Source organism: Corynebacterium sp. TAE3-ERU2, assembly GCF_019209955.1.
Taxonomy (GTDB): domain Bacteria; phylum Actinomycetota; class Actinomycetes; order Mycobacteriales; family Mycobacteriaceae; genus Corynebacterium; species Corynebacterium megadyptis.
Genome location: NZ_JAHUTL010000006.1, coordinates 58,596 through 85,557, shown reverse-complemented (window position 1 = coordinate 85,557; position 26,962 = coordinate 58,596). Strand labels below are relative to the sequence as shown.

General features: G+C 65.0%; 20 protein-coding genes. 8 read left to right on the top strand and 12 right to left on the bottom strand.

Translation table 11 applies throughout. The features are described from left to right. The first annotated feature begins 27 nt into the window (after positions 1-27). Entirely contained in the window at positions 28-915 is an 888-nt protein-coding gene (locus KRX12_RS09240) for a sulfurtransferase (protein ID WP_151550087.1), read from the top strand. 462 nt (positions 916-1,377) lie between these two features. Beyond that, positions 1,378-3,156: an acetyl/propionyl/methylcrotonyl-CoA carboxylase subunit alpha gene (locus tag KRX12_RS09235; protein WP_218365249.1), complete on the top strand. Its 1,779-nt coding sequence runs from the start codon at positions 1,378-1,380 to the stop codon at positions 3,154-3,156. Between the two features lie 208 nt (positions 3,157-3,364). Here the strand turns inward: KRX12_RS09235 and KRX12_RS09230 are convergent, their stop codons facing one another. The 4 genes from KRX12_RS09230 to prpD form a co-directional block, all read right to left on the bottom strand. Next, positions 3,365-6,775, bottom strand: coding sequence for a pyruvate carboxylase (locus KRX12_RS09230; protein WP_218365250.1), 3,411 nt, complete (start codon positions 6,773-6,775; stop codon positions 3,365-3,367). 456 nt (positions 6,776-7,231) lie between these two features. Next, positions 7,232-8,377 (bottom strand): bifunctional 2-methylcitrate synthase/citrate synthase, encoded by a 1,146-nt coding sequence (locus KRX12_RS09225; RefSeq protein ID WP_218365251.1) that lies wholly within the window; start codon positions 8,375-8,377, stop codon positions 7,232-7,234. A 2-nt stretch (positions 8,378-8,379) separates the two neighbouring features. Next, a complete protein-coding gene (gene prpB, locus KRX12_RS09220; RefSeq protein WP_218366439.1) occupies positions 8,380-9,300 on the bottom strand; it encodes a methylisocitrate lyase in 921 nt (306 codons plus the stop codon). After that, positions 9,301-10,806, bottom strand: a complete 1,506-nt coding sequence (gene prpD, locus KRX12_RS09215; RefSeq protein WP_218366438.1) for a 2-methylcitrate dehydratase PrpD — start codon at positions 10,804-10,806, stop codon at positions 9,301-9,303. 167 nt (positions 10,807-10,973) lie between these two features. Between prpD and KRX12_RS09210 the strand changes: the two genes are divergently transcribed. Continuing rightward, positions 10,974-12,296 (top strand): short-chain fatty acyl-CoA regulator family protein, encoded by a 1,323-nt coding sequence (locus KRX12_RS09210; RefSeq protein ID WP_218366437.1) that lies wholly within the window; start codon positions 10,974-10,976, stop codon positions 12,294-12,296. A 69-nt stretch (positions 12,297-12,365) separates the two neighbouring features. Here the strand turns inward: KRX12_RS09210 and KRX12_RS09205 are convergent, their stop codons facing one another. After that, complete coding sequence (locus KRX12_RS09205) at positions 12,366-13,772, bottom strand: NAD(P)H-quinone dehydrogenase (protein WP_218365255.1); 1,407 nt, start codon at positions 13,770-13,772, stop codon at positions 12,366-12,368. A 55-nt stretch (positions 13,773-13,827) separates the two neighbouring features. After that, positions 13,828-15,024, bottom strand: coding sequence for an amidohydrolase (locus KRX12_RS09200; protein WP_218366436.1), 1,197 nt, complete (start codon positions 15,022-15,024; stop codon positions 13,828-13,830). Between the two features lie 240 nt (positions 15,025-15,264). Between KRX12_RS09200 and KRX12_RS09195 the strand changes: the two genes are divergently transcribed. Next, positions 15,265-16,800, top strand: coding sequence for a phospho-sugar mutase (locus KRX12_RS09195; RefSeq protein WP_218366525.1), 1,536 nt, complete (start codon positions 15,265-15,267; stop codon positions 16,798-16,800). Here KRX12_RS09195 and KRX12_RS09190 read toward each other — a convergent pair. Together KRX12_RS09190 and upp are read right to left on the bottom strand one after the other, a co-directional pair. Next, positions 16,783-17,352, bottom strand: coding sequence for a helix-turn-helix domain-containing protein (locus KRX12_RS09190; RefSeq protein WP_218366435.1), 570 nt, complete (start codon positions 17,350-17,352; stop codon positions 16,783-16,785). The two genes, KRX12_RS09195 and KRX12_RS09190, sit on opposite strands and share 18 nt — an antisense overlap. Before the next feature lie 96 nt (positions 17,353-17,448). Next, entirely contained in the window at positions 17,449-18,084 is a 636-nt protein-coding gene (upp, locus tag KRX12_RS09185) for a uracil phosphoribosyltransferase (RefSeq protein WP_218365309.1), read from the bottom strand. A gap of 76 nt (positions 18,085-18,160) precedes the next feature. Between upp and KRX12_RS09180 the strand changes: the two genes are divergently transcribed. From KRX12_RS09180 to KRX12_RS09170, 3 genes are read left to right on the top strand one after another with little or no spacing between them, the layout of a single operon-like run. Continuing rightward, a complete protein-coding gene (locus tag KRX12_RS09180; RefSeq protein WP_218366434.1) occupies positions 18,161-18,442 on the top strand; it encodes a hypothetical protein in 282 nt (93 codons plus the stop codon). A gap of 5 nt (positions 18,443-18,447) precedes the next feature. Next, a complete protein-coding gene (locus tag KRX12_RS10965) occupies positions 18,448-19,293 on the top strand; it encodes a C40 family peptidase (RefSeq protein WP_218366433.1) in 846 nt (281 codons plus the stop codon). 21 nt (positions 19,294-19,314) lie between these two features. After that, positions 19,315-20,556, top strand: coding sequence for a hypothetical protein (locus KRX12_RS09170; protein ID WP_218365259.1), 1,242 nt, complete (start codon positions 19,315-19,317; stop codon positions 20,554-20,556). Between the two features lie 40 nt (positions 20,557-20,596). On the opposite strand, the gene KRX12_RS09165 is transcribed toward KRX12_RS09170, so the two are convergent. After that, positions 20,597-22,336, bottom strand: a complete 1,740-nt coding sequence (locus tag KRX12_RS09165; RefSeq protein WP_218366432.1) for an adenosine deaminase — start codon at positions 22,334-22,336, stop codon at positions 20,597-20,599. 78 nt (positions 22,337-22,414) lie between these two features. Between KRX12_RS09165 and KRX12_RS09160 the strand changes: the two genes are divergently transcribed. Further along, positions 22,415-23,728 carry a serine hydrolase gene (locus tag KRX12_RS09160; RefSeq protein WP_218366431.1) on the top strand — a complete coding sequence of 438 codons (1,314 nt, stop codon included), beginning with the start codon at positions 22,415-22,417 and terminating at the stop codon, positions 23,726-23,728. Here KRX12_RS09160 and KRX12_RS11025 read toward each other — a convergent pair. The 3 genes from KRX12_RS11025 to yhjD form a co-directional block, all read right to left on the bottom strand. Next, positions 23,725-24,630 carry an RDD family protein gene (locus KRX12_RS11025; protein ID WP_218366430.1) on the bottom strand — a complete coding sequence of 302 codons (906 nt, stop codon included), beginning with the start codon at positions 24,628-24,630 and terminating at the stop codon, positions 23,725-23,727. The genes KRX12_RS09160 and KRX12_RS11025 overlap by 4 nt on opposite strands. Beyond that, positions 24,630-25,736, bottom strand: coding sequence for a YihY/virulence factor BrkB family protein (locus tag KRX12_RS09150; RefSeq protein ID WP_218365262.1), 1,107 nt, complete (start codon positions 25,734-25,736; stop codon positions 24,630-24,632). Before KRX12_RS09150 ends, KRX12_RS11025 begins: the two co-directional genes overlap by 1 nt. 136 nt (positions 25,737-25,872) lie before the next feature. Beyond that, positions 25,873-26,949 (bottom strand): inner membrane protein YhjD, encoded by a 1,077-nt coding sequence (gene yhjD, locus KRX12_RS09145; protein WP_218366429.1) that lies wholly within the window; start codon positions 26,947-26,949, stop codon positions 25,873-25,875. Positions 26,950-26,962: the final 13 nt, after the last annotated feature.

Genomic DNA, 26,962 nt, shown 5'->3' with positions numbered 1-26,962 from the left:
CCCACTGTATGAGGAATGTGATTGTCCATGCCGATCCCTTTTGACCCCAACCCCGTGCTCGCGGACTATGCCCATCCGGAGAAGATCGTGTCGGCGTCCTGGTTGTCCGCACGTCTGGGCACCCCCGGGCTCCGCGTGGTGGAATCCGACGAAGACACCCTCCTCTACGACATCGGCCACGTGCCCGGGGCGGTGCGCATCGATTGGCGCGGCGAGCTCAATGATCCGCTGATCCGCGATTACATCACCGCCGAGCAATTCGCCGAGCTCATGCGCTCGAAGGGCATCGCCAATGATGACACCGTGGTGATCTACGGTGATAAATCCAATTGGTGGGCCGCCTATACCTTCTGGGTATTCACCCTCTTCGGCCACAAGGACGTGCGCCTGCTCAATGGCGGCCGCGATGCTTGGATGGCCGAGGAGCGCGACACCAGCTTCGTAGTGCCGGAGTATCCCCGCACCAACTACGAGGTGCCTGTGCGCGATGATTCCGAGCACCGCAGCCTCGTGGCCGAGGTGCGGGCCAAGCTCGGAGACACCACGCTCCTCGACGTCCGCGAGCCCGATGAGTACACCGGCGCCGCCTCCAACGCGGAGGGCTACCCCGCCGACACCGTCTCTCGTACCGGCCACATCCCCACCGCCATCAACGTGCCGTGGAATAAGGCCGTCTACGCCAATTCGCGCTTCCGCTCCCGCGAAGAACTCGCCGAGCTCTACGCCGACTATGACAAGGACGCCGACACCATCGTCTACTGCCGCCTCGGCGATCGCTCCGCGCATAGCTGGTTTGTGCTGAAGTACCTGCTCGGCTTCAGCAATGTCCGTAACTATGACGGCTCCTGGATCGAGTGGGGCAACATGATCGGCATGCCCATCGTGCACGGCGAGGAGCCGGGCACTCTCGAGTAGAGCGCCCAGCGCTCGCGCGGCGCTGCGGGCGGCTCGCGGTAGCGGCAGCTCAGCGACCTCTACTTTTGCTCACAAGACATTCCGACTAGCATCACTAGGCACACCCCGAGGACGTCTCCGATGTCCGGCTTCTCCTCGGCCGGTGTGCCTTCACCTATGCCCATGCCTCTCGCATAGCATCCGAGCCCGCGGGCGCTATGCAGGGAAAATAAGGCCACGCACGCAGGGAAATCTGGGGTGCGCGGGTGTCCGCGGCGCCCCACGCCACCTGCACGCCTTACCCAAATTTAGGTGTGGACGGTGGGGGTAATTACGAAATAACTGATCCAAGCCGCCTTTGCTTTGTTGTTAGGTGTGTAACAATGACAGGTAGCCCGACGCTATCCTCACTGCGCATGCCTGTGCATAGCGAGGATCGCACAGCAAAAACTTAAAGGTTTTCAAAACTCAGGAGGGGTTTTAGTGACCGTCGAACAAAAGAAGATCACCAAGGTGCTGGTTGCCAACCGTGGTGAGATCGCCGTCCGCGTGATCCGTGCCGCTCGCGATGCAGGAATCGCCAGCGTTGCGGTCTACGCCGAGCCTGATGCCGAGGCACCCTTTGTCGCCTTGGCCGATGAGGCATTCGCCCTCGGCGGCTCCACCTCTGCAGAGTCCTACCTGGTCTTCGACAAGATCCTCGATGCCGCCAAGAAGTCCGGCGCCGACGCCATTCACCCTGGCTACGGCTTCCTGTCGGAGAACGGCGACTTCGCCCAGGCCGTCATCGATGCCGGCCTGATTTGGATTGGCCCCTCCCCGCAGTCCATCAATGATCTCGGCGATAAGGTCACCGCTCGCCACATCGCGCTGCGCGCCGAAGCACCGATGGCCCCGGGCACCAAGGAGCCGGTCAAGGACGCCGATGAGGTGGTGGCCTTCGCTGAGGAGCATGGCCTGCCCATCGCCATTAAGGCAGCCTTCGGCGGCGGCGGCCGCGGTATGAAGGTCGCCTACAAGATGGAAGAGGTCGCCGACCTCTACGATTCCGCTACCCGTGAAGCCACTGCCGCCTTCGGTCGCGGCGAGTGCTTCGTGGAGCGCTACCTCGACAAGGCCCGCCACGTGGAGTGCCAGGTGGTGGCCGATATGCACGGCAACGTCGTCGTTGCCGGCACCCGTGACTGCTCCCTGCAGCGCCGCTTCCAGAAGCTCGTCGAGGAGGCCCCGGCGCCGTTCCTCACCGAGGAGCAGCGCACCCAGCTGCACGAGTCCGCGAAGCGTATTTGTAAGGAGGCCGGCTACTACGGTGCTGGCACCGTCGAGTATCTGGTGGGCTCCGATGGACTCATCTCCTTCCTCGAGGTGAACACCCGCCTGCAGGTGGAGCACCCCGTCACCGAGATGACCACCGGCCTGGATCTCGTGCGCGAGCAGTTCCGCATCGCCGAGGGCCGCGAGCTGCACATCAAGGAAGACCCCAAGCCGCGCGGCCACGCCATCGAGTTCCGTATCAACGGCGAGGACGCTGGCTCCAACTTCATGCCGGCCCCCGGCACCGTGGTGAAGTACCACGAGCCCTCCGGCCCGGGCGTGCGCATGGACGCCGGTATCGTCCAGGGTTCCGTGATCGGTGGCCAGTTCGACTCCATGCTGGCGAAGCTCATCGTCTACGGAGAGACCCGCGAGGAGGCGCTGCAGCGCTCCCGCCGCGCTCTCGCCGAGTACGTTGTTGAGGGCCTGCCCACCGTGATCCCCTTCCACGCACATATCGTGGAGAACCCCGCCTTCGTGGGCGATGGTGAAGGCTTCGACGTCTACACCAAGTGGATCGAAGAGGAGTGGGACAACCCGATCGAGCCCTACGTGGATCCCGCCGACGCCGATGAGGAAGAGGAGAAGGTTCCCTCCCAGAAGGTTGTCGTGGAGATCGACGGCCGTCGCGTCGAGGTGGCCCTGCCGGGCGACCTGGCTCTGGGCGGTGGCGCTGGCGGTGCCAAGAAGAAGGCCAAGAAGCGTCGCGCTGGCGGCGGCAAGAAGGCTGTCTCTGGTGACGCCGTGGTCGCCCCGATGCAGGGCACCGTGATCAAGGTGAACGTGGAAGAGGGCCAGGAAGTCAACGAAGGCGATACCGTCGTGGTCCTCGAGGCCATGAAGATGGAGAACCCCGTGAAGGCCCACAAGTCCGGCACCGTGGAAGGCCTCAGCGCCGAGAACGGCTCCGGCGTCTCCAAGGGCGAGCCGCTCATGGAGATCAAGTAGTCACATACCCTCCCGCATAGCCGCGTGCTGCCTCGTGCACACGCGGCTATGTGCTGCCTAGGGCTGTGTGCTGTCTGGGGCGCTGAGCTCATAGGGCGGCGAGACCCCGCAGCGAGACCCGGAGGCGACTAGCACGGTGCGCCATAAAAAACTGGCCCCTGTCCGGCAAGGACGGGGCCAGTTCGCTTCTATGCCGCGGGCGCGGCTGCTACTCAATCACGAGGAGCAGGTCGCCGCCCTCAACCTTGGTGGGCTGTTGCAGCGCCACTCGGGTGATGGTGCCATCGACTGGGGCGGTGATGGAGGCCTCCATCTTCATGGCCTCGATCACGGCCACGGCGTCGCCGGCGGAGACTTCATCGCCCACGGAGGCGTTCACGGTGACCGCACCGGCGAAGGGAGCAGCCACATGGCCCGGGTTGTTCGGGTCGGCCTGCTCGGCGGCGGCGGTGATGGATTCCACCGACCGGTCGCGCACCTTGATGGGGCGGATCTGGCCATTGACATTGCACACCACGGTGCGCATACCCTTATCGTCCGGCTCGGAGATAGCGTCGAGACGCACCACGAGACTGGACTGGTTCTCCAAACGGATCAGAGATTCCTCGCCGGACTTCAGCCCGTAGAAGAACTCGCGGTCCGTCAGCACCGAGGTATCGCCGAAGAGGCGACGGTGCTCGGCGAACTCCTTGGTGGGCTGCGGGAAGAGCAGGTGGTTGAGCATCTGGCGGCGGGTATCCACATCCTCGCTGCGCAGTGCCTCCTCCGAGTCGGAGGACAGAGCTTCCAGCGGGTCCTTGCCCTGTGCCCGGCCGTCGAGGGCGCGGCTGCGCAGCGGCTCCGGCCAGCCACCCGGAGGGGTGCCCAGCTCGCCGCGGAGGAAGGCGATCACAGAATCTGGGATGTCGTATTTCTGCGGATCCTTGGCGAAGTCCGCCGGATCCACGCCCGCGCCGACTAGGTGCAGGGCGAGATCGCCCACCACCTTCGAGGAAGGCGTCACCTTGGTGGGGCGACCCAGCATATCGCTCACTGCTGCGTAGTAGTCCTCGATCAGCTCGAAGCGATCCGCCAAGCCCAGCGCGGTGGCCTGGGCCTTGAGGTTCGAGAGCTGCCCGCCCGGGATCTCGTGCCGGTAGACGCGGCCCGTGGGGCCGGCCAGGCCGGTTTCGAAGGGGGCATACATTTGGCGCACGGCCTCCCAGTAGGGCTCCATATCGGAGATCGCCTTCAGCGATAGCCCGGTGTCGCGCTCGGTATTGGCAAAGGCCGCCACAATCGCGGAGAGCGAGGGCTGCGAGGTGGTGCCCGCCAGGGGCGCGGAGGCGCCATCGACGGCGTCGGCACCGGCCTCGGCCGCCGCCATATAGGTGGCCAGCTGGCCGCCAGCGGTGTCGTGGGTGTGCACGTGCACCGGCAGGTCGAATTCCTTGCGCAAAGCCGACACCAGGGTGCGGGCGGCCTGCGGGCGCATCAGCCCGGCCATGTCCTTGATGGCCAAGATGTGGGCGCCGGACTCCACGATCTGCTCCGCGAGCTTCAGGTAGTAGTCCAGGGTGTAGAGCGACTCATTCGGATCGGCCAGGTTGCCGGAGTAGGCCATGGCCACCTCGGCCACGGCGGTATTGGTCTCTAGCACTGCCTCGATGGCGGGACGCATCTGCGAGACATCATTGAGTGCATCGAAGATACGGAAGATATCCACGCCCGAGCGGGCGGCTTCCTGGACGAAGGAGTGGCACACCGTGTCCGGGTAGGGGGTGTAGCCCACGGTATTGCGGCCGCGCAAGAGCATCTGGATATTCACATTCGGAATAGCCTCGCGGAGCTGATCCAGCCGCTCCCACGGATCCTCGTGGAGGAAGCGCAGGGCCACATCATAGGTGGCGCCGCCCCAGGCCTCTACAGAGAGCAACTCCGGGGTGAGATAGGACTGCGCCCGCGCGGCGTGCACCAGCGCGGACTGGCGCACTCGGGTGGCGAGCAGGGATTGGTGGGCATCGCGGAAGGTGGTGTCGGTGACCGCGAGGGTGGTGTTCGCGCGCAGCTGCTCGGCGAACTTCTGCGGGCCGAGCTCCCGGAGTACATCGCGGGAACCGCGGGGGCGCTCCCCCTTGGGCACCACCGGCAGCTTCGCCTTGGCGCGGCCCACCTGGGGCGCGGCACCATTGGGCTGATTGACGGTGACATCGGCGAGGTACTCGAGGATGCGGCTGGGCTCATCATCGGCAGGCGGGGCCTGCAGGAGCCACGGGTGGTCCTCGATGAAGGAGGTGGAAATCCGCTTGTGCAGGAAGTCCTCCTCGCGCAGCAGGGCGCGCAGGAAGCCGATATTGGTGGCCACACCGGAGACGGTGAACTCGGCCAGGGCGCGCTGGGCGCGGGAGACCGCGGTGGCAAAGTTCGGGCCACGGCAGGTCATCTTCACCAATAGCGAGTCGAAATGCGCGGTAATCTCGCCGCCCAGCATGGCGGCGCCATCCAGGCGCACGCCCGCTCCGCCCGGGGAGCGGTAGGCGGTGATCACGCCGGTATCGGGGCGGAAACCGTTATTGGGATCCTCGGTGGTGATACGGCACTGCAGCGCCGCGCCTTCGGTGTGGATGGCGTCTTGGGTGAGTCCCAGCTGCTTCAAGGTGGCACCCGCGGCGATGCGCAGCTGAGTCTGCACGATATCGACCTGGGTGACCTCCTCGGTCACGGTGTGCTCCACCTGGACGCGCGGGTTCATCTCGATGAACACGTGCTTGCCGTTTTCGTCCACGAGGAACTCCACGGTGCCGGCGCCCACATAGCCGATGGACTGACAGAACTTCACCGCATCGGCGCAGATCTTCTCGCGGAGCTCGGCGCTGAGCTGCTGGGCGGGGGCGATCTCCACCACCTTTTGGTGGCGGCGCTGCAAGGAGCAGTCGCGCTCGTAGAGGTGGATGACATCACCGGTGGTATCGGCGAGGATCTGCACCTCGATGTGCTGCGGGTTAATCACCGCACGCTCGACATACACGCTCGCATCGCCGAAGGCCGAGAGCGCCTCACGGGAGGCTTCTTCGGCGAGGGCGCGCAGCTTATCGGGGCTGGGGATAAAACGCATGCCGCGTCCGCCACCGCCGGCCACGGCCTTGACAAAGATCGGGTACTCCTGCCCCTCGGCGGCAGCCACGATGTCATCGATATTGTCGCTCGGCGTGGACTCCTCCAGGGTGGGCAGTCCGGCCTTGCGGGCGGCGGTGACGGCCGCGGCCTTATCGCCGGTGAGATCGAGGATCTCGGCGGGCGGGCCGACGAAGGTGATGCCGGCATCGGCACACTTGCGGGCGAGAGCGGCGTTTTCCGAGAGGAAGCCATAGCCGGGATAGATGGCATCTGCCCCAGCCTTTTGGGCGGCGCGGATAATCTCATTCGGATCTAAGTAGGCCTTGACGGGCGCGCCTTCTTCTCCGATGCGCACGGCCTCGGTGGCATGCGAGCGGTGGAAGGAGTTGCGATCCTCGATGGGATAGACCGCCACCGTGCTGGCGTCGATCTCATAGGCGGCGCGGAAGGCACGTACCGCGATCTCACCGCGGTTGGCCACGAGCACCTTATTAAAACTGGGCAGGGACTGATCCTGATTCATATATCTCTTTCTTGGTCGTGCGCCCGTTGTGTAGGGCATATCACACAGAGTAGTGCCTTTGAGCGCCGTACTATGCATGCGCCGGGAAAGCACATGGCTCCGGCGCATGTAAGGAGGAACATGCACCGGAGCCATGATCGTCTCCCTCACACATCCCACATCCTAATGTGGAACGCACCCTAAGAGCCCGTACGCCTGCGCGCCGACGGGTGTGCGGCGATGGTTCATCGCCCACAGCAGCGAAAGTGAAGCGCCAGCGAAACCCTGTCTTTGACTCGGTTATGACTGCCGTAAAGACCTGAGTGCCGCTTTTTTCTTCATCTTTCGTGTGTGCAGGAACCACCGTGTCAGCGCGACCGCGTGATGCGTCCACCATGCCTGTGGATCTGGGAGTGAGTGAGAGACGCTACCGCCCCTCCTCGGGGGCATCCCCGGCAGGAAGGTGCGGAAGTCGTGTTATTCGACCGTCTGGGCCGGGACCTTGCGCTGCTCTTCGCCGTTGTAGGCAGACAGCGGCCGGATGAGCGAGTTGGACTCATTCTGTTCGATGATGTGCGCTGTCCACCCGGTAATCCGCGCCATCACGAAGATGGGAGTAAAGAACTCCACATCGAATCCGAGCAGGTGATAGGCCGGCCCGGAGGGGAAGTCCAGGTTCGGCTTGATGCCCGTGGCCTCGTCCATGGTCCGCGCCATGATGTCGTACATCTCCACCCACTTCTCGCCATCATGGTTCTCGGCGAGCTCCCGAAACGCCGCCTCCATGGTGGGGACGCGGGAATCGCCGCGCTTGTACACGCGGTGGCCGAATCCCATGATCAGTTCCTTATTGGCCAGGGCATCCTTCACCCACTGCTCGGCGCGGGCGGGATCGCCGATCTGCAGCATGGTGTGCATGACGGCCTCATTGGCGCCGCCGTGCAGCGGCCCCTTGAGGGCGCCGATGGCGCCCGTGACGGCCGAGTAGGTATCCGACATGGTGGAGGTGATCACGCGTGCCGTGAAGGTCGAGGCGTTGAAGGAGTGCTCCGCGTACAAAATGAGCGACTTATCAAAGGCCTCAATATCGGCGCGATCATTGGCGGGGGATCCTTCCGCATCGCCGAAGACCATGTGCAGGAAATTCTCCGCAAAACCCTTGCGCGTGGAGGGCTCGATATAGCCCTCGCCGCGGCGGCGGCGAATATCCAAGGCAACCACGGTCGGCAGCTTGGCCATGAGCTCCAGCGAGGTGCGGCGGATGTGATCGGAGTCCTTGGTATAGGCCTCCGGGTCCTGGGAGCCGATATAGCTCACGGCGCTGCGCAGCACGTCCATGGGATGGCAGGTGGTGGGCATCTTATTCACCAATTCGATTAGCCCGCGGTCGATATGCCGCAGGGCCTTTTCGCGGATGGAGAACCGGCGCAGCTCATCAGGGGTGGGCAGCTGACCATTCCACAGCAGGTAGGCCACTTCCTCGAAGGTGCAGTAGCGCGCGAGTTCCTGGACGGGATAGCCGCGGTAGGTCAGGGAGTTTGTCTCCGGCACCACCTTGGACACGGCGGTGTAGTCCACCACCACCCCGGCGAGGCCCTTGCGAATCGTTGTGTCTTGCGTCATTGTTATGCCCCACTTTCTGGGTTGGTGTAGGTGAAGATTTCTTGATCGAAGGCGTTGTACTCGGCGTAGCGCAGCAGCTCATAGAGCCGGGAGCGGTGCTGCATTCGCTCCAGCCACCCCTCTTGGGTGCCCGTTGCCGCGAGCTCGTGGAGGGCGTCTTCTACTTGGCCCATGGCGATACGCAGCGTGGTCACGGGATAGATCACGGCGTTATAGCCGATGTCTTGGAGCTGCTGGGCGGTGAGCAGCTGGGTTTTGCCGAACTCCGTCATATTCGCCAAGAGCGGGATATCGACGGCGGCGCGGAAGGTCTCAAAGTCCTGGGGCGTGGTCAGTGCCTCGCTGAAGATCATGTCGGCTCCCGCATCGGCATAGGCGCGCGCCCGCTCGATGGCGGCGTCGATTCCTTCCACTCCTGCGGCGTCGGTGCGGGCACAGATGATGAAGTTCGGATCGGCGCGCTCATTCACCGCCGCCGTGATGCGGCGAACCATGAGCTCGGTGGGCACTACCTCTTTGCCATCGAGATGGCCACAGCGCTTGGGATTGACCTGGTCTTCGAGGTGGCAGCCGGCAACCCCAGCGCTTTCCAGCTCGGCGATGGTGCGGGCCGCGGACATGGGTTCACCGAAGCCGGTGTCGGCGTCGACAAGCACCGGTAGAGAGGTGCTCCGGGCAATCTGCCGCGCGCGGGCAGCCACCTCGCTGAGGGTGGTCAGGCCAATATCGGGGAGCGCGAGATCGGCGGCGACCACGGCGCCGGAAACGTAGACACCATCGAATGCGGCGTCCTCGATAGCGCGGGCGACCAGTGGCGAGAACGCGCCGGGCAGTCGCTGCAATTCACCGCTGCGCAAGGAGCGGGCGAAGCTGGCGCGGATATCGCGGGCGGTGGCCGCAGGCGCGAATAGTCGCTCGTTCATCTAGAACAGCCCCTTCCCCGTGTGCGGCGCCTGCGCCAGCACCTCCTCGCGCACCTGGAGATTGAGCTGGTGCAACTCCGCGCCGGAGAGATCGGCACAGTGTTGCACCGCGTCAAGGAAGCGTTCCTGCTCCTGCTTATCGACGACGCCCTCTGCCAGAGTGGTGAATTTCTGGATGTAGTTCTCGCGGGCGAAGGGGCGCGCGCCGAGGGGGTGGGCATCCGCGACGGCGATCTCATCCTCGATCACCTCGCCGTTGCGCAGCGTGATCACGGCGCGGGCGCCGAAGGCCTTTTCCGCGGGGTCGGTGGAGTGATAGCGGCGGGTCCACTCGGGGTCTTCCACCGTGGAGATCTTGTGCCACAGCTCGATGGTCTCTGGGCGGTGGGCACGCTCGGGAGCATAGGAGCGCTCGTGGTGCCAATCGCCGTCCTCTAGGGCCACGGCGAAGATGTACATGATCGAATGATCGAGGGTTTCTCGGGAGGCATCGGGGTCGAACTTCTGCGGATCATTCGCGCCTGAGCCGATCACATAGTGGGTGTGATGGCTGGTGTGCAGCACAATGGACTCGATCTCGGAGAGATCGGCGATGCGCTCGCGCATCCGGCGCGCCAGATCAATGGGCGCCTGGGACTGATACTCGGCGGAGTGCTCCTTGGTGAAGGTATCGAGAATGGCCCGCTTCGGCTCGCCCTTCTCCGGCAGCGGCACCTGGTAGGTGTGCTCCGGCCCGGAGAGCAGCCAGGCGATCACGCCATCCTCGCCCTCCCAAATGGGTGCCGGGGCGCCCTCGCCGCGCATCGCCCGATCCACCGCTTCGACGGCCATCTTGCCGGCGAAGGCCGGGGCGAAGGCCTTCCAGGAGGAGATGAGCCCCTTGCGCGATTGGCGGGTGGCCGTGGTGGTGTGCAGGGCCTGCCCGATCGCCTGGTAGATGGTCTCCTCGTCCAAGCCGAGCAGCGTGCCCAGCCCGGCAGCCACGGACGGGCCGAGGTGGGCGACGTGGTCGATCTTGTGCTCATGCAGGCAGATGCCTTTGACGAGGTCCACCTGCACCTCATAGGCGGTGGCAATACCGGCAATGAGCTCCGCGCCCGAGCGGCCCGTGTGCTGGGCGACGGCAACGAGGGCGGGAATATTATCGCCGGGGTGGGAATACTCGGCGGCAAGGAAGGTGTCGTGGAAGTCGAGCTCGCGCACCGCCACGCCATTGGCCCACGCGGCCCACTCGGCGCTATAGGAGCCGGGGATGCCGAATACCTGGGCGCCGCCGGTGGTGACGGCATGCGCCTCGGCCTGGCGGCGAGCCACGGTGACGGGGCGGCGGCCCACGGAGGCCGCGCTCACGGCCGCGTTGTCGATGAGGCGGTTGATGATCATCTCCTCAACGTCTGCCTCGATGGCCACGGGGTCCGTGGCGAGCGCCGCGATCTTGGCCGCGAGATGCTCGTCTCGCGGAAATTCTTCAGCGGAGCGGTAGGTCCGCACATCATGGATCTTCATGTCACTTCTCCCTGAGGGGTCGTGCCGTATGGGGTACCGCTAACGCTAGGGCGAAAAATGTTTCTCAGGTCACAGTAAAAGGTGAATATTTTTGCAGACTTACCTCGGCTGTTTTGTAAACTCTGTAAAATTTCCTGTTAGGTGCATACATAGCGAGGCAGGTAGTCATGGATAAACTTTTTGCGGGGGTACGGATTCGGGCGCTGCGTTCCGCCCGTCATCTCACCCAGGCGCAGATGGCACGGCTGCTCGGGATCTCCACCAGCTATCTCAACCAATTAGAAAACGACAAACGCCCGCTCACCGCGCCGCTGCTGATCTCGCTGGCACAGCACTTCTCCGTGGGTGTGGACTACTTCTCCACCGATAGCGCCTATCGCCATATCGACGGGCTCAAAGAGCGCATCGCGCATGCCCCCGACATCGCGGTCAGCGATAATGAGCTCTACGAGATCGCCACCCACCATCCGGAGTTCACCACCGCGCTACTGCGCGCCCCGCGGGATGAGGATGACAGCGCCTCGAACCCCTACGAGACTGTGCGCGATCTCTTTTATGCCCACCACAACCACTTCCCCGCTATCGAGGAAGAGGCCGAATCTCTCGCCGGGAGCCTCGGATCGGGCTCGCTGCGGAGCATGAACCTGGCCAAACGCCTCGCCGCGGACGCGGGGATCAGCGTCCGTTTTAATCATCATCACGTGGGCCCCAAGCGGCAGCTCAGCGCCCATCGGGAATTACACCTGCGCAGTGATCTCTCCGCTGCGCAGCTCTGTTTCGAAATGGCTCTGCAATATGGGCTCATCGTGCTGGATCCGCTCTTTGGCCGCATCGCCGACACCCTGCCAGAGAGCACCCGCGACGTGGCCCGGCTGGGCTTGGCCCAGTACTTCGCCTCTGCCGTCACCCTGCCCTATGGAGAGTTCCTCGCCCAGGCCGAGCAGCTCAACTATGACATCGAGGCCCTCGGGGTCCGCTTTGGCACCTCCTTCGAGGCCACCTGCCACCGTCTATCCACCCTGCAACGCCCCGGCGCGCACGGGGTGCCCTTCTTCTTTATTCGCACCGATCGAGCAGGCAATATTTCCAAGCGCCAATCCGCAACCTCGTTTCACTTCTCGCACAGCGGCGGCAGCTGCCCGCTCTGGGTCATCCACCGCGCCTTCGACACCCCCGAGACCATCGTCCGCCAGGTCGCGGCCATGCCGGATGGTCGCACCTACCTGTGGATCGCGCGCACCATTACCCGCCGGGCGACGAGCTTTAGCCACCACCCCGCCCAGTTCGCCATTGGCCTGGGCTGCGATATCACCCACGCGGATCGCTTGGTGTACTCCCACGGGTTGAATCTCTCCCCGGACGCGGCCACCCCTATCGGTCCTGGCTGCCGGAGCTGCTCGCGGCCCGAATGCAATCAGCGGGCCTTCCCCTATGCCCGCTCTCGCGTGGAGATTGATCTCTCCCAGTCGGCCCGTTTCCCCTACGCCTAGCGCCCCGGAACGCAAGAAACCCCGAGATACGCTGGGAATCTCGGGGTTCGATCACGGCCTGCGGGCGTGTTACTCCAGATCGTCGTGCTGCACCAGCTGGCGGGCAGCCTCGGTGATAGAGCCCGACAGCGTCGGATACACGGAGAAGGTATCAGCCAGATCGGACACCGTGAGGTTGTGGTTCACGGCGAGCGCGATGGGCAGGATCAGCTCGGAGGCGGTGGGGGCCACCACCACGCCGCCGATGACTAGGCCGGAGTTCTTCCGGCAGAAGATCTTGACGAAGCCATAGCGCAGGGCGCGCATCTTGGCGCGCGGGTTGGTCGACAGCGGCAGCTTGATCTGGCGGGCGGCCACCTCGCCGGACTCGAGCTGCGCCTGGGTGATGCCCACGGCGGCGATCTCCGGGCGGGTGAACACTGCACTGGCGACCGTCTTCAAGCGAATCGGGTTCACGCCCTCGCCGAGGGCGTGATACATGGCGATGCGCCCCTGCATAGCGGCCACGGAGGCCAGCGGGAAGAGGTCGGTGCAGTCGCCGGCGGCATAAATACCGGTGACGGAGGTACGGGAGACACGATCGACCATGATGTGGCCGGAGCGGGCCACCTCAACACCGACACGGTCCAAGCCGAGATCCTTGGTATTGGGCACGGAACCGACGGTCATCAGGGCGTGCGAGCCCTCGATTTCGCGTCCATCAGAGGTGCGCACGACAACGCCCTCGCCGGTATTGGTCACGCTATCGACGCGGGCGTGCTTTTCCAGCTGCACGCCGCGCTCTGCGAGCACGTCCTCGAGGGTATCGGCGGCGTCGGCGTCATCGTGGGGCAGAATGCGGTCGCGGGAGGCCACCATCGTCACCTGCACGCCCATCTCGGCGAAGGCCGAGACGAACTCCGCACCGGTCACACCGGAGCCGACCACGATGAGGTGCTCGGGAAGTTCTTTTAGGTCATAGATTTGGCGCCAGTCCAGGATGCGCTCTCCATCCGGCACGGCACCGGGCAGCACCCGCGGGGAGGCGCCGGTGGCGATGAGCACGAGATCGCTCTCGAGCACTTCCTCCTCGCCGTCGGCGGTGTGCACCTTCACGAAGTGGGTGGCCTGCTTGGGGGCGCTATCGTCGAACTCGGCGCGGCCGTTGATCACGCGCACCCCGGCGCGCTCGAGCTGGGTGCGGATGTCATGGGACTGGGCCTTCGCCAGATCCAGCACACGCTCATTGGCGGCGCCGAGAGAAAAGAGCACGGTATCGCCGGTATCCACCAGCTTCATGTCGTCGGCACGGCGCAGGTCCGTTTTGACGCTGGTGGTGGAAATAAAGGACTTCGAGGGCACACAGTCGAAGAGCACCGCGGAGCCGCCGGCTCCTTGATCCTCGATGAGCGTGATCTCGGCACCGTATTTGGTGCCGGCGAGAGCGGCTTCGTAGCCGGCGGGGCCGCCGCCGATAATGACAATGCGCTTAGACAAGATTCCTCCGTGCAGACGATTGTGAAACTATGGGTGGCTTCAGTCTAACGAAACCTTAAGGAATCTCAGGGTTACTGGCCCCAGTATCGGTGGCGAGGTAGCGTTTCAGGATCGCGGCGAAGAGGCGGATGCCCACCGAGATGGCGCGCTCGTCCACCACCAGATCGCCCTGGTGCAAATCTCCCGGGGTGCCGGTGCCATCCCAGCAGCCCAGCCGCGCCATGGAGCCGGGCACGTGCTCGAGATACCAAGAGAAATCCTCGCCACCGGAGGATTGGGGGGCTTCCACTACCGCGTGTGGATCCACGCTCGTGGCGGCGTCGGCAAGCACCGCCGTGGCCACATCATCGTTGACCACGGGCGGAACCCCGCGCACATAGCGCACCTGCGCCTCGCAGCCGGTGGGCGCCACCACCTGTTGAATCAGCTCTTCCATGAGCGGCTGCATGATGCGCCAGACCCGAATATCGGCGGTGCGCACCGTGCCCAAGAGCACCCCGTGCTGGGGCAGAGCGTTGGCGGCGAAACCCGCCTTGACCGAGCCGAAGGCCAGCACCGTGCCGGAGCGCGGATCAACCCGGCGCGACAAGAGCCCCGGCAGTTGGGTGACGAGCGCCCCCAGGGCGTAGACCACATCCTCGGTCAGGTGCGGGCGCGCCGAGTGCCCGCCGTGCCCGGAGACCGTGATGGTGAGGCTATCGGCCGCCGAGGTGATCGCCCCGGTGCGCACCCCTACCTTGCCCACCTTCAGTTTCGGTTCGACGTGCAGGGCGTAGATGCTGCCCACTCCCTCGAGGGCACCATAGGAGATCACCTCGGGGGCGCCGCCTTCTAGTACCTCCTCGGCGGGCTGGAAAATAAAACGCACCCCGAGGTTGAGGTCGAAGCTGCTTAAGGCGCAGGCCGTGGCCAAGGCGATGGTGGTGTGCACATCGTGGCCGCAGGCGTGCATATAGCCCTGTTTCTCGGAGGCGAAATCGAGGCCCGTGATCTCGGTAATGGGCAGGGCATCGATATCGGCGCGGAAGGCCAGCTTCTCGCCGGTGTCTGGGCCGAGATCCACCCGCAGCCCCGTATCGGGGAAACGCACCGGCTCTAATCCATAGGAGCGCAGCACCTGCTCGAGAAAATCGGTGGTCTCGTACTCGCGGTGCGATAACTCCGGGTGGCTGTGGAGATGACGGCGCCAGCTGAGCACCACATCATGGTGCTCTTCGATCCAGCCCTGAACATGACTCCACACATCGCTCACGCGACTTCGTCCCTCCTCGTGGCAACAAATAATCCTTGAACTCTATCTTCCATTACACACTAGCGGCTTTGCCGTACCAGAACGTGGGGTAATAACGCTAGGCTCAACACAGGACCCTTTCCGCAAGCAGCTAAAGGATAGTCAGTCGTGGAATCCCGCCCCTCCGAGCCCCACTCCGCTGCCCCTTTGGTCTATGGCACCACCGGCTTCCGCGCCCCCGTCGGGCCAGGACCACGGCAGATGAACATCACTCTCATCACCCGCTTGGCCGCGGCCTTCGCCGCCTGGCTGCCCAGCCACACCACGCAGCGCACCACCCTGCCCAGCCGTTTCGCGGGCGACTCCCCCTCCGAAGAACCAGGGATCGGCCGGCTGCTCCACGCCACCGACGCCCCCATTCGCGTGGTGGTGGGCTGGGATACCCGCTATGGCTCCTCCGCCTTCGCCCAGGCCGCCGCCGAGGTGTGCGCTGGGGCCGGCTTCGAAGTGACACTGCTGCCCCAACCCACCCCCACCCCGCTCATCCCCTTTTTAATACACACGCGCTGCTTCGATGGCGGCATCCAGATCACCGCCTCCCACAATCCGGCCGTGGACAATGGCTGCAAGCTCTACACCCGCGACGGGCGGCTGCTGTCTACCGACAGGGCGGCGGAGATCACCGCGTTGATGGAGGAGATGCCGCCGGCACCCGAGATCCCGCGGGTGCATGTGCGCCCCACCCAGGATCAACTGCGCCGCTATGTGGACTATGTGGTGGACCTAGTGGATCCCGGCGCGGATGATCGACTGCGCGTGGCCACCGAGCGCGCCGGACTGACGGTGGTCTACACCGCGATGCATGGGGTGACCGGCCGTGTTTTGCACCAATGCCTGCAGTCAGCGGGGTTCGCGCTGTGCTATCCGGTGCTGAGCCAGCAGCATCCCGACCCCACCTTCCCCACCCTCGCCTTCCCTGATCCGGAGGAACCCAGCGCGGTCGAGCAGGTGCTGGAGCTCGCCGCCCACCACGACGCCGATCTCATCATTGCCCTCGACCCGGACGGGGATCGCTGCGGCATCGGCATCAAGACCGCCGCCGGCAGCCACCGCATGCTCAGCGCCGACGAGTTGGGTCCGCTGCTGGCTACCCGGCTGGTCGCCAACGCTCCTGCGGGCGCGCCGGCGCCGGTGGTGGCCACCACCCGCGTGTCCTCGCATCTCTTGAAGTCTCTGGCCGCCGCGCGGGGCTGGGATTATCAGGAATCCGCCACCGGTTTTAAGAACATGACCCAAACCGCGGACGATCGCCCCGGCCAGCTCGCCTTCGCCTATGAGGAAGCTCAAGGTTTTTGCGTCGATCCGGCGCGGGTTCCGGACAAGGATGGGCTGGCCACCGCGCTGATTACCTGTGCCTGGGCGGCCGAGCTGAATATGCACGGCTCCTCCCTCGAGCAGGAGCTGATGACGCTGCATAAACGCCATGGCTACTATGCCAGCCGCAAAGTCATCATCCGCACCTCCGATCCGCAGACCCTGTTGGAGGAAGCCGCCGCCACGCCGCCGCAGGAACTGGCCGGCATTCCCCTCCGTCCCCTGCCGCTTCTCGACGATCAAATCATCGGCTGGAGCGGCAGCGGCGAGGCCGGGCGCGTGCGCATTCTGGCCCGCACCTCTGGCACGGAGAGCAAAGCCAAAATCTATATCCACGTCTCTGGGACCGACTCAGCGGAGCACTCGGAGGCGCTGCTCACCCGCATCGTCGGCGAGCTGCGGGAGCTACTCGGACGCCTCTAGCTCGGCGGTCTCTGGGGTCTCGGCGGGCTCGGCAGCATCCGCAGTCGCCGCGGTCTCGGCAGCATCCACAGCATCCGCGTCGTCTACAGCATCCTCTCGCGCCTTGAGCTGCAGCCGCGCCCGCTGCCGGAGAACATAGAGCGGGTGGAACTCATCCACAAAGCGAGGATCATCGCCGTCAATGATCACGTGCGAGCCATCGAAGGGCAGCACGTCCTCCGGCTCGCGCGGCCACACCACATCCACCTCGCTGGGCAGGGACTCGGTGGCCCGGCAGAGCCGGCGGGGCGGGGTGGTGGCGTCGGGAAGCAGCACTGCGAGGGGCACGTGGAGGGCACGGGCGATGCGATAGACGGTGGCGAGCTGCGGATTGGCGCTGCTATTTCGGGAGGACACCCCGCGTTCGAGCCCGACCACCGCGTTGCGGTGCACCCCGGCGAGCTCGGCGAGGCGTTCTTGGCTGATATCGCGCATGGCGCGCAATGTGCGCACCCGCTGGCCGAGCGCCACAGCGTAGCTCGGCCAGTAAATTACGTTATCGTCATCAGCCATCAAAAAGACTCTGCCTACGCAAGCGGGCAGAGTCTGCACACCATGGTGTGCATTCCCCACGAGAGTGAGGAGCACCACCATGGGGTGGGCGGATTTTTAGAGGTCGATGTTGCGCGGACCGTAGAGGCGATCGCCGGCGTCACCCAAACCGGGGACGATATAGGCGTCCTCGTTCAGCTCGGGATCGATGGTGGCGGTGACCAGCCGCACGGGCAGTCCGGAATCGGCGAGCGCCTGCACCCCGGGCTGCGCCGAGACCATGCACACGGCGGTGATATCGGTGGCGCCGCGGGCGTGCAGCAGCCGGATGGCGTGCAGCAGCGACCCACCGGTGGCGAGCATGGGATCCACCACGAACACCGGCTGGTCGGTGAGATCCTCGGGCAGTGCCTCCAGATAGGGCACCGGCTCGTGGGTCTCTTCATCCCGGGCCAAGCCGATGAAGCCCACCTGGGCGTCGGGGATCATGGACAGGGCCGGATCGATCATGCCCAGCCCGGCGCGGATGACGGGCACGATGATCGGCGGGTTTTCCAGGCGCACTCCCTCGGCCACGGCCACTGGGGTGTGGCAGTCGAAGGTTTCTACCGGCACCTCGCGGCAGGCTTCGTAGATGAGCATTGCTCCGAGATCGCGGAGCGCGGCGCGGAAGGTGGCGTTGTTGCTGCGCTTATCCCGCATGATGGTCAGTCGGGCTGCGACGAGCGGGTGGTCAATAACCTTGGTCTCCATACGTTCCAGAATAGAACAGTGCCCCGTGTCGCCGACGAGGGGAACCATCACGGGTGTGCGCAACGTCTTAATGAGCATGACTGACCTCATATGCACCCCCAGCTATGCCCGCTCCCTGCTGCGCGATCTCCTCGCCGCGGCAGCCGCCACCACCCCAGCAGCACCACCGGCGCTGGCCCCAACACCTGGGATGGAGCGTTTCGCCGCCGCCCTCGCCCGCGCCACGGCCGCCACTGGGCAGCGCAGCCAGCAGCTCGCCCGCTGCTGCGAACAGCGCGCCCAGGACACAGCCGGGCATCTTCATTCGATTGAGCTTGTCGACGCCGACCTCGCCGCATCCCTGAACAGGCAGGTCTAAGGCTCATGTTTCCGGTACTCACCCAGCTCGCCGCCCTTGTGCCCACCGCTACCCTGCCCCGCGCATTCGGCGGGGTGACGGATATTTCCGCCGCACAGCGTCTGGCCCCCATGTTCGGCGCCGCGGCCCACCGCCTCACCCACGCCGCCGGCGCCCTGGATGCGGAAAAGGCGGAAATGCAGCAGATCATGGCCATTGCCCAGCCGATCATTGCCCGCGCCAGCACCGATCTCGTGCAGCTGGCCCAGCACTATCTCGCAGACGTCACCCGGCTGGCGCCCCAAATGCTCAGCCCCCATCCGGCACAGCACCTCGCCGCCGCCCAGGCGCTCGCGGCGCTCTCCCCCGCCACCCTCGCGGCGGCGGGGCAGCGCACCCAGCAGCTCGAGGCGGAGCTGGCACAGCCCACCGCCCAGCTGGAGCATATCGCGCAGCGCAGCCCGCTCGATCTGGACCAGGCGCCCGACTCTGCGGCGGGTGGTGCGGGCAGCGGGACGGCGTCGACAAGCACCGCGGGAGCGCGTGCCGTGGCGGCCGCGGAATCCCAGCTGGGTACGCCCTATGTGTGGGGCGGCACCACCCCGGATGGTTTTGATTGTTCCGGGCTGGTGCAATGGTCCTATGCCCAGGCCGGGGTGGAGCTGCCGCGGATGGCGCACGAGCAGGCGGTGGGCCGGCAGGTCAGCGCCGATGAGCTGCAGCTGGGCGATCTCGTGGTGTGGGATGGGCATGTGGCCATGTACGCCGGCGAGGGCATGATGATCGAGGCCGGCGACCCGGTGCAGAAGAATCCGGTGCGCACCACCAACATGGGGATGGGGTTTCTAGGGTTCTATCGCCCCACCTACTAAGGCTCGACTAGGCTTTAGCGCATGACTTCTTCCTCCTCCGAGGCACAACAGACGATTATTCCTATAAAGATTGCGCTCACAGAAGGGGACTTCTACACCCTGTGGGCGCCGGCCTACCGCGAACACGGCAGCGTCTGGCAGGCGTTTTTGGGAGATGACGACAATGTCTTCTTCTTCCACTCCCCCGCCGAGCTCCTCGCCTATATCTCGGCGCATCCGCACCACGATCTGTCGAATCACCCGCGCTGGTCGAATTTCCAATCCAAACCGGAGGCCCGCGTGGTGCCGGACGATTCCGGCTACGCCGATGTGGTGGGTGTGCCCGCGCTGCTCGCCGAGCGCCCCAGCCACAACGCCGTCTCGGGCACTGCCCGCGCCCTGCGGGTGGCGCGCTCGCTGGGCGAGGTCCTCGCCGATGTGACGGTGACCTCCTTCTTCTCCGGGCACTCTGTGCTGGACAATCTGGATCGCGGCTCGGATCATTACATCGGCGAGCAGGGCGCAGAGGAATGGACCGGCGTGGGCCGCGTGGTGCTCAACAGCTGGAATGATGTGGTGGACGCCCTCGACGGCCACGTATTCACCCCCGAGGTCGATGACGCCGCCGTGGCCGAGGCCGAGACCGCTATCGCCGCCTCCCAGGAGCGCATTGCGGAGGAAAAGGCCGCCGCCGAGGCCAAGCGCAAGGAAGAGGCCGAGGCCGCTGATCCCTATGACAGCACCGTGTGGGCTGCCGCCGGTATCGATCCGGTGAAAATCAGCATTGAAGGCCGCACCCTCTATACGCTGCGCACCTATGTGGAAGGCCGGCCGGTGTTCCTGGGTAAATACGGCGAGATCTTCACCTTCAATAACCGCAAGACCATGCCCCGCTGGCTGGCCGAGCACGGCGATCATGACCTCGCCAAGCTCTCCACCTGGGAGACCGTGATGACGGAGGTCAATGGCGGCACCCTCGATGTCACCGTGCACGAGGACAACTCCTATTCCTTCGCCGGGCTCGAGGACGATATCCGCAAGGGGCCTAAGGAAGTGGATACCGAGCAGATGCGCCGCGCCTATGAGCTGCTGGCCGATGCCGCCGACTGGGCCGCCGATGACTCGCTCAACTCCATCCTGCTGGCCCGCCCCAGCCTGCAGGACTACATCGCCTATATGCTTGGCGGCGCCTCCAACTATGTGCCGGATGCGCCCTTTAGCAAGGAGGCCGAAGGCTGGAAGGCCCTCACCGAGACTCTCACCCAGCGCTTCAGCAAGTTCTAGCCCCGTGGCGCCAGCGCTCGCGGCGCTGATGCCCTAGCCGCTAGACGCGGCGCCACCCAATCTGCCCATCGTGATCGACACCGCGCGCCCAGGGCTGCACCCCCTGCGGCGGCTCCGACACGGTGGGCTCATCCATGTCCTCCTCCTCACTGGCGGCGGTATCTGCGCCCTGCACATCCTCCCCGATGAGCGCGGCGAGCTCGCTGGCATCTACCCGGTAGCCGCCATAGCGGCTGCGCTCATCCTCGGCATCGGGGCGAAAGATCGGCAGGATATCGTGCACGGCCTTGATGGGGCGGCCCGCCACGTGGGAGAGCTCATCGAGCATCGCGAGGCTATCGCGCAGCAGCAGCCACAGCCGCGCGCGGTGCACCCCATCCAGCGCCACGTGGTGGGTCACTAGGTAGGTGCGCGCCAGCATATCGACGCGCTCCTCAATATCCTCCACCCGTTCTGGAGTAAGCCCAGCCAGCTCCTGGTTCATATCGCCCCAGAAGGGCGTGACCCTGAGCTGTTCCACCACCAGCAGCGGCATGGCCTCGCCCTCGCCATAGGAGTGCCCCTCCTCCACATCCGGTGTGGAGACGGGCAGAACGCCCTCCTCGCCTGCGCCGGTGGTCTCACCCTCAGCGCTGCCCGCGCCGGCGCGGGCAAGCCATGCGGCATAGGCCTCCCGCGCCTCGTTCATGCGCGGATCGATATAGTCCACGAGGATCACATCGCGCACCTCCCGCTGCATGAAGGCGGCCTCCATGGAGATCAGGGTGATATCGCGCAGATCCTCGAAGCTCAGGCCGCACTCCTCGACCAGATACATCATCTCATCGGTCTGGGTGACACCCGAGACCAGCCGGTTATCGGTGTTGATGGCGCAGGCGAAGCCGCGGTTGAATAATTCGGCGAAGGGATGCACCTGGCCGTGGGCGACCGCGCCCGTCTGGTAGTTCGAGTGGGGGCAGAGCTCGAGGCAGATTTCGTTGTCGTAGATATAGCGCGCAACGGGATCGGTGGTGAGTTCCTCATCCCCGGGCAGCACATCCATCAGCCGCACCCCGTGGCCGATACGACGCGCCCCCAGCTCCAGGGCCTCGCGGATGGACTCCACCCCGGCGGCCTCGCCGGCGTGAATGGTCACGGGCACAAAGTGACGGCGCAGCAGCTCGAAGGCCTCGCGGAAGCGCGAGGCCGGAAAACCATCCTCCGGGCCGGCAAGATCGAAGCCCACCACCATGCCTTCGACCGAGCCCGGGTGATAGTTGTCCACGGTCAGCTGCGCCACCTCCAGCACGTTGTTCTGCTGGCGCATGCCGCAGAGGATCAGCCGCACCACAATGCTCACGCCGCATTCGTCGAGCATGACGGTGGCCGTCTTGATCCCGGTGATGGCGGCGTCCACCACCTCCTGCATGCTCAACCCCTTCTGCGTGTGCAGCTCCGGGGCGAAGCGCAGCTCCGCGTATACGCAATTGTCGGCGGCCAGCTGAAACACGGCGTCCTTGGCCACGGCGGTGATGGAGGCGGCGTCTTGCATCAGGGCCACGGTGTGGGCAAAACACTCGAGATAGCCCGCGAGACTGCCCGCATTGGCCTTCTGCTCAAACCACTGCGCCAGCGCCTCTGGTGTGGGTTCCGGCAGCTCATAGCCCTGCTCGGCGGCGAGACTCACCATGAGATCGGGGCTTAAACCGCCATCGAGGTGATCGTGAAGGGATACTTTCGGCAGCTGCTGCACGATCTCACGCGGCGGCGGTGGAAGAGGAGAGGACGTGGGGTTGATCATGGTCACATTCTAGGGTGACACCAGCGTCGCCGCCTCCCACCTCATGGGTGGCCTCGTGCAATAGACTATCGGCCTATCATGGCTGAACATTTTTCCCGCGCTTATCGACGCCTCCCCGCCTGTCTTCTCGCGCTCTCTTTATGCACCACCGGCGTGCCCGTGTCCTGGGCGCAGGAGGAGACCACTCCCTCCACCTCAGAGACGACGCAGCGAACCACCTCGCCGAATACGGATGATTGCCCGCACGCCACTACCCCACCGCCGCCGGTGGATACCTCGGAGGAACCGAAACCGGGGCAGAGCTCCCCGGCGCCGCTACCGGTGCCGGCAATCAATGCTGGCGGGCCGAAGCTCAACGAGTGCGGTGTCATCGCCGCCGAGGGCTTCACTGTGCCCGACGGCAATACCGCCTCGAGCTGGATTGTGTTCGATCTTGACTCCGGCGAAGTGAGTGCCGCGAAGGATCCGCACGGCCGCTACCGCCCGGCCTCGGTGATCAAAGCCTTACTGGCGCTGGTGAGCATCACCAATCTCGATCTGGATAAGAAGGTGACCGTCTCGGCGGAATCGGCCGGTATCGAGGGCTCGGCGGTGGGTATCGGCCCCGATGGGGTGTACACCAACCGGCAGCTCATCAGTGGCCTGCTCATGGCCAGCGGCAACGATGCCGCCCACGCTCTCGCCCAGGAGCTCGGCGGCGATCGCATCGCACTCGAGAAGGTCAATGCCCTCGCCCAGCAGGTGGGGGCACGCAATACGCGCGCCGCTTCCTATAGCGGCCTGGATGGCCCGGGCATGTCCACCACGGCCTTTGATTTGGCGCTCATTTATAAGCAGGCGTGGGCCAATCCGGTATTCGCGGAGATCGTACGCACGCGCTCCATCGATTTTCCCGGCTGGGGCGACTACGAGGGATTCGAGGTGTGGAACGATAATCAGCTGCTGTCCAAGCATGAGGACTCCCTCGGCGGCAAGACCGGCTATACCGATGACGCCAACCACACCTTCGTGGGCGCGCGGGAGGTCAATGGGCGCCGCCTCGCCGCGGTGATCTTGGATGCCACCATCACCCCAGAGAGGCGCGCCTGGCAGATGGCCGATGATCTCATCGACGCCGCAGCCGACACCCCACCCGCTGCCGAGCCGGTCGGCACGGTGGCCGCTCTGGCCGCGACCAGCCCCACGGAGGAAAGCACCCCCTCAGCCACCAGCACTACCAGCGAGGACGCCGCTGCGGCGGAGCCGGAACCTGCCGCCCCATCACGGGGTGCGGACGTCGCCTTGGTGGCGGCGTTTCTCCTCGGTCTTATTCTCGCTGGAGTGGTCGGCGTGGCTGGGGTGCGCTCGCGGCGGCGCCGTCGGGTGCGTCTGCGCCCCCGCCGCCGGCGCTAGTTATCCTCCACGAAGCGCTTGCGCACGACCTCGCCGTGCACGAACTCGTCGTGCTTACCCACATATCCTCGCTGCTCGGTGATGGTGTATTTGTAGTAGGCGCCGGCGACGATCGATATCACCTGGCCGCCCGAGAAGCAGGCGAAGAACTTCCACCAGGAACGCCGCAACGACTGCCCCAGCGAGAGATTCTTCCCGGTGCGCACATCCTTCGTGCGGTATCCGGCGGCGAGTTTCAACGGGGTGCCGCCGAGGAGGGTTTCGGAGCCGCACACATAGACCAGCATGACCACGAGGGTAATGAGGACGCTCACCAGGGTATCCGAGTCGGGATAGCCTAAGACCCCTAGTATCGCCTGCGCGCACAACTGGGCGACAAACCAGTCGCCGACTCCTAGGATAAAGCGCGTTCCTTGCCCTGGCCGGCGCTCTTCGGGGCCGCCGGTGCTATATCCCTGCGCGGGGACAGGCTGCTGCGGGCTCTGCGGCGCGACCCCGTAGGTGGGGGAAGACATATTCGGCATCCCCGGCACCCCAGCAGGCCCTGCCGTGGTGACTCCCGGCCCGGGCTGCGGCGGCATCGCTGCCTGCGAGCCGAAGTGGGTACGGGTGCCGAGATCATCGGGCAGCTCGCCGAGCTTGGCGAGGGTGTCGAGCTCAGCCCAGCTACACGGCTGGCCGAGCGCCTTCTCGTCATATTCCCGCTGCGTGTCGGCATCATCCATGATTTCCATGAGGATGCGCACCTCGCGCCGCGGTGATTGTTCTTCCGCCAGCCCCTCCAGCTCTAGTTCGGCGTCGATGGTGCACAGCCGCACGAGGGCTCGCTCCCCGTCATGATCGAGGTCCAGCAAACGGTAAATGTCCACCACTGGCTCGGCCACAATGTGCTGGTAATTCACTAGTGTTCTCCTTTGGCACGATCGTCAGTTCTAGAGTAGCGCAGCCACCGGACACCCACGGCCACTGCGGCGGCTCCGGCGCACAGGAGTGCGAACACGGTGGCGATCGGGGCGCGGCGGACACGCACCCCCACCATGTGCAGCACGGCGGGTTGGGGCACCTCAAGCTCCACGAGTTGGCGGGCACCATCGCTGGTGGCCGACCACGCGGTGCACAGCAACACGATCTGCCAGACGATAAAGAGCAGCACCATGAGCGCGATCACGGGGCCGAATACCACCCCCGCCGGATAGTTGAAGAAAAAGATGGCGATGGCACTGGCGGCGCGTTTGAATAGCTCCAGGATCACCGCACCCACCAGCGCCGGCTGCCACACCAGCGACCACGGCACAGCCACGGTGGGCACGGCCTTCATAATCCACGCCAGAGCGATGATATTCGCCAGCACCGCCACGGCCAGCGCCGCCAGACTCAACCCCACGCCAACCCCAGGCACATGAGTCAGTCGGAGATAGGCGACAATGCGGTCCGCCACCGCGCTCGTCTGCACGGTGGTGACACTAAAGGCGATGAGCAGCACCACCATGAGGCCGATGAGCTCCACCAGGTCACGCAGCCTAGAGATGAGGAAATTGGGGCCGCGGGCATCCGCCAGCCACACCGCGCTGGTGCCGAAGCGCAGGTTCACCATCCAGTTCGTGCCCGTCCACAGCGCCGTGAAGGCACCCACTCCCAGCACCATATTGCGCTGGTCCATGGCCTCCATGATGAGGGACATGAAAGGAGCAGCGGCGTCGCCGCCTAAGTATTCGCGGAGGAAGCTATCGATGCCGTCGATGAGCCGCGGCTGGCTATTGAGCACGAAGCCGGCGGCGGCAAAGACGAGCATGAGCAGCGGGACGATGGACATCACCGAGAAGTAGGTGATGGCGGCACCGTATTGCCAGCCGCCGCAGCGAATATAGCGCTCGATCATGCGCATGGTGTGGTCGAACCACGGCCACGCGGCGCGGCGCGCAGCACACAACCGCGGCGGGACGGAATCGGCGCGTTCAATGCCGAATTCATCCTCCGCCGCGGGATTCGGTGAGGTTAGTGCGGCCACCTGGGTGTGCTCTCCATCCGTCTCGCTGAGCAGACCACTGGCAGCTTAGCAAAGACTGAGAAGCAGCACAGTCCGCCCATCACAGAAAGAGGGCCCCGTCCACGCTGGGTGAACGAGGCCCGAGAGGCTGGAGAATCTATTTGCCGCCGAAGATCGCGGCGAGCAGACCGCCGGCCACGGCGCCCGCGCCGATAATAGCGGCGGTCGAGGAGGCGGCGCTCTGCGTGCGCACTTCGCGGCGCACGCGGATCACGGCCGGCTCTGGCACGTCATAGTCCACCAGCTGCAGAGATTCCTCGGTGGTGGCCGCCCACGCGGAGGAATACAGCAGGATACGCCAGACGAAGTAGAGCAGGGCCATCACACCGATAATCGGCCCGAAGGTGGCACCGGCCGGGTTGGACAGCGCATTGGAGAAGAACAAGGAACCGAACTGCTTCAGGATTTCGAATCCAATTGCGCCCAAAAGAGCGGCCTTCGCGCAGGATTTCAGCGGGGTCGTGGTGCGCGGCATGAACTTCACCAACCAGAAGAACACGAGGTAGTTCGCCAGCACACCGACGACCACCGCCACCACATAGGTGATGTAGCTGATGCCAGGAATACCGCTCAAGCCCACTCGTTCCAGCAGCGTGGCGGTCAGGCCCGAGGCGCCCACGGCGGTCACGCCGAAGGCAAGCACCAAGGCCAGCAGCAGGGTGATCAGGCCGACGAAGTCGCGCAGCTTATTCACCAAGAAGTTGCCACCCACTGGGTTGAGCTTCCACATCTTGGACACGCCATAGCGCAGGTTGTGCATCCAGCCCAGACCGGACCACAGGGCGGTGAGGGCACCGATTCCCGCCACCGAGCCGCGCTGTTTCACGGCGGTGTCCAGGATTTCGGTGAGGGTCTCAGACATGGAGCCGTCCACCGATTCGGTGATGCGCTGGTGCACCTCGCCGAGAAGCTGCGGATTGCCGGCGAGCACGAAGCCGAGGGCGGCGAATAGCAGCATGAGAATGGGGAAAATCGACAGCACCGAAAAGTAGGTGATGCCGGCGGCGTATTGATTGCCACCCATCGAGGAATAGCGCTCCTGCATGCGCATGATGTGATCGAACCACGCGTGCTTGGCGCGGAACGCGGCGAGGGCGCCGACGTTATCGTCGTTGGTGCGCTCGATGCCGTGCACGTCGGTGCGTGCGGGATTAGCGGTAGTGCGTGCCGCCATAGATGGTGTCTCC

What these genes read in the sequence shown, in the direction of transcription:
- KRX12_RS09240 (WP_151550087.1), top strand. Translation starts at nt 28, where the DNA reads ATGCCGATCCCTTTTGACCCCAACCCCGTGCTCGCGGACTATGCCCAT.
- KRX12_RS09230 (WP_218365250.1), bottom strand. Translation starts at nt 6,775, where the DNA reads ATGAATCAGGATCAGTCCCTGCCCAGTTTTAATAAGGTGCTCGTGGCC.
- KRX12_RS09225 (WP_218365251.1), bottom strand. Translation starts at nt 8,377, where the DNA reads ATGACGCAAGACACAACGATTCGCAAGGGCCTCGCCGGGGTGGTGGTG.
- prpB (WP_218366439.1), bottom strand. Translation starts at nt 9,300, where the DNA reads ATGAACGAGCGACTATTCGCGCCTGCGGCCACCGCCCGCGATATCCGC.
- prpD (WP_218366438.1), bottom strand. Translation starts at nt 10,806, where the DNA reads ATGAAGATCCATGATGTGCGGACCTACCGCTCCGCTGAAGAATTTCCG.
- KRX12_RS09210 (WP_218366437.1), top strand. Translation starts at nt 10,974, where the DNA reads ATGGATAAACTTTTTGCGGGGGTACGGATTCGGGCGCTGCGTTCCGCC.
- KRX12_RS09195 (WP_218366525.1), top strand. Translation starts at nt 15,265, where the DNA reads ATGAACATCACTCTCATCACCCGCTTGGCCGCGGCCTTCGCCGCCTGG.
- KRX12_RS09190 (WP_218366435.1), bottom strand. Translation starts at nt 17,352, where the DNA reads ATGGCTGATGACGATAACGTAATTTACTGGCCGAGCTACGCTGTGGCG.
- upp (WP_218365309.1), bottom strand. Translation starts at nt 18,084, where the DNA reads ATGGAGACCAAGGTTATTGACCACCCGCTCGTCGCAGCCCGACTGACC.
- KRX12_RS09180 (WP_218366434.1), top strand. Translation starts at nt 18,161, where the DNA reads ATGACTGACCTCATATGCACCCCCAGCTATGCCCGCTCCCTGCTGCGC.
- KRX12_RS10965 (WP_218366433.1), top strand. Translation starts at nt 18,448, where the DNA reads ATGTTTCCGGTACTCACCCAGCTCGCCGCCCTTGTGCCCACCGCTACC.
- KRX12_RS09170 (WP_218365259.1), top strand. Translation starts at nt 19,315, where the DNA reads ATGACTTCTTCCTCCTCCGAGGCACAACAGACGATTATTCCTATAAAG.
- KRX12_RS09165 (WP_218366432.1), bottom strand. Translation starts at nt 22,336, where the DNA reads ATGATCAACCCCACGTCCTCTCCTCTTCCACCGCCGCCGCGTGAGATC.
- KRX12_RS09160 (WP_218366431.1), top strand. Translation starts at nt 22,415, where the DNA reads ATGGCTGAACATTTTTCCCGCGCTTATCGACGCCTCCCCGCCTGTCTT.
- yhjD (WP_218366429.1), bottom strand. Translation starts at nt 26,949, where the DNA reads ATGGCGGCACGCACTACCGCTAATCCCGCACGCACCGACGTGCACGGC.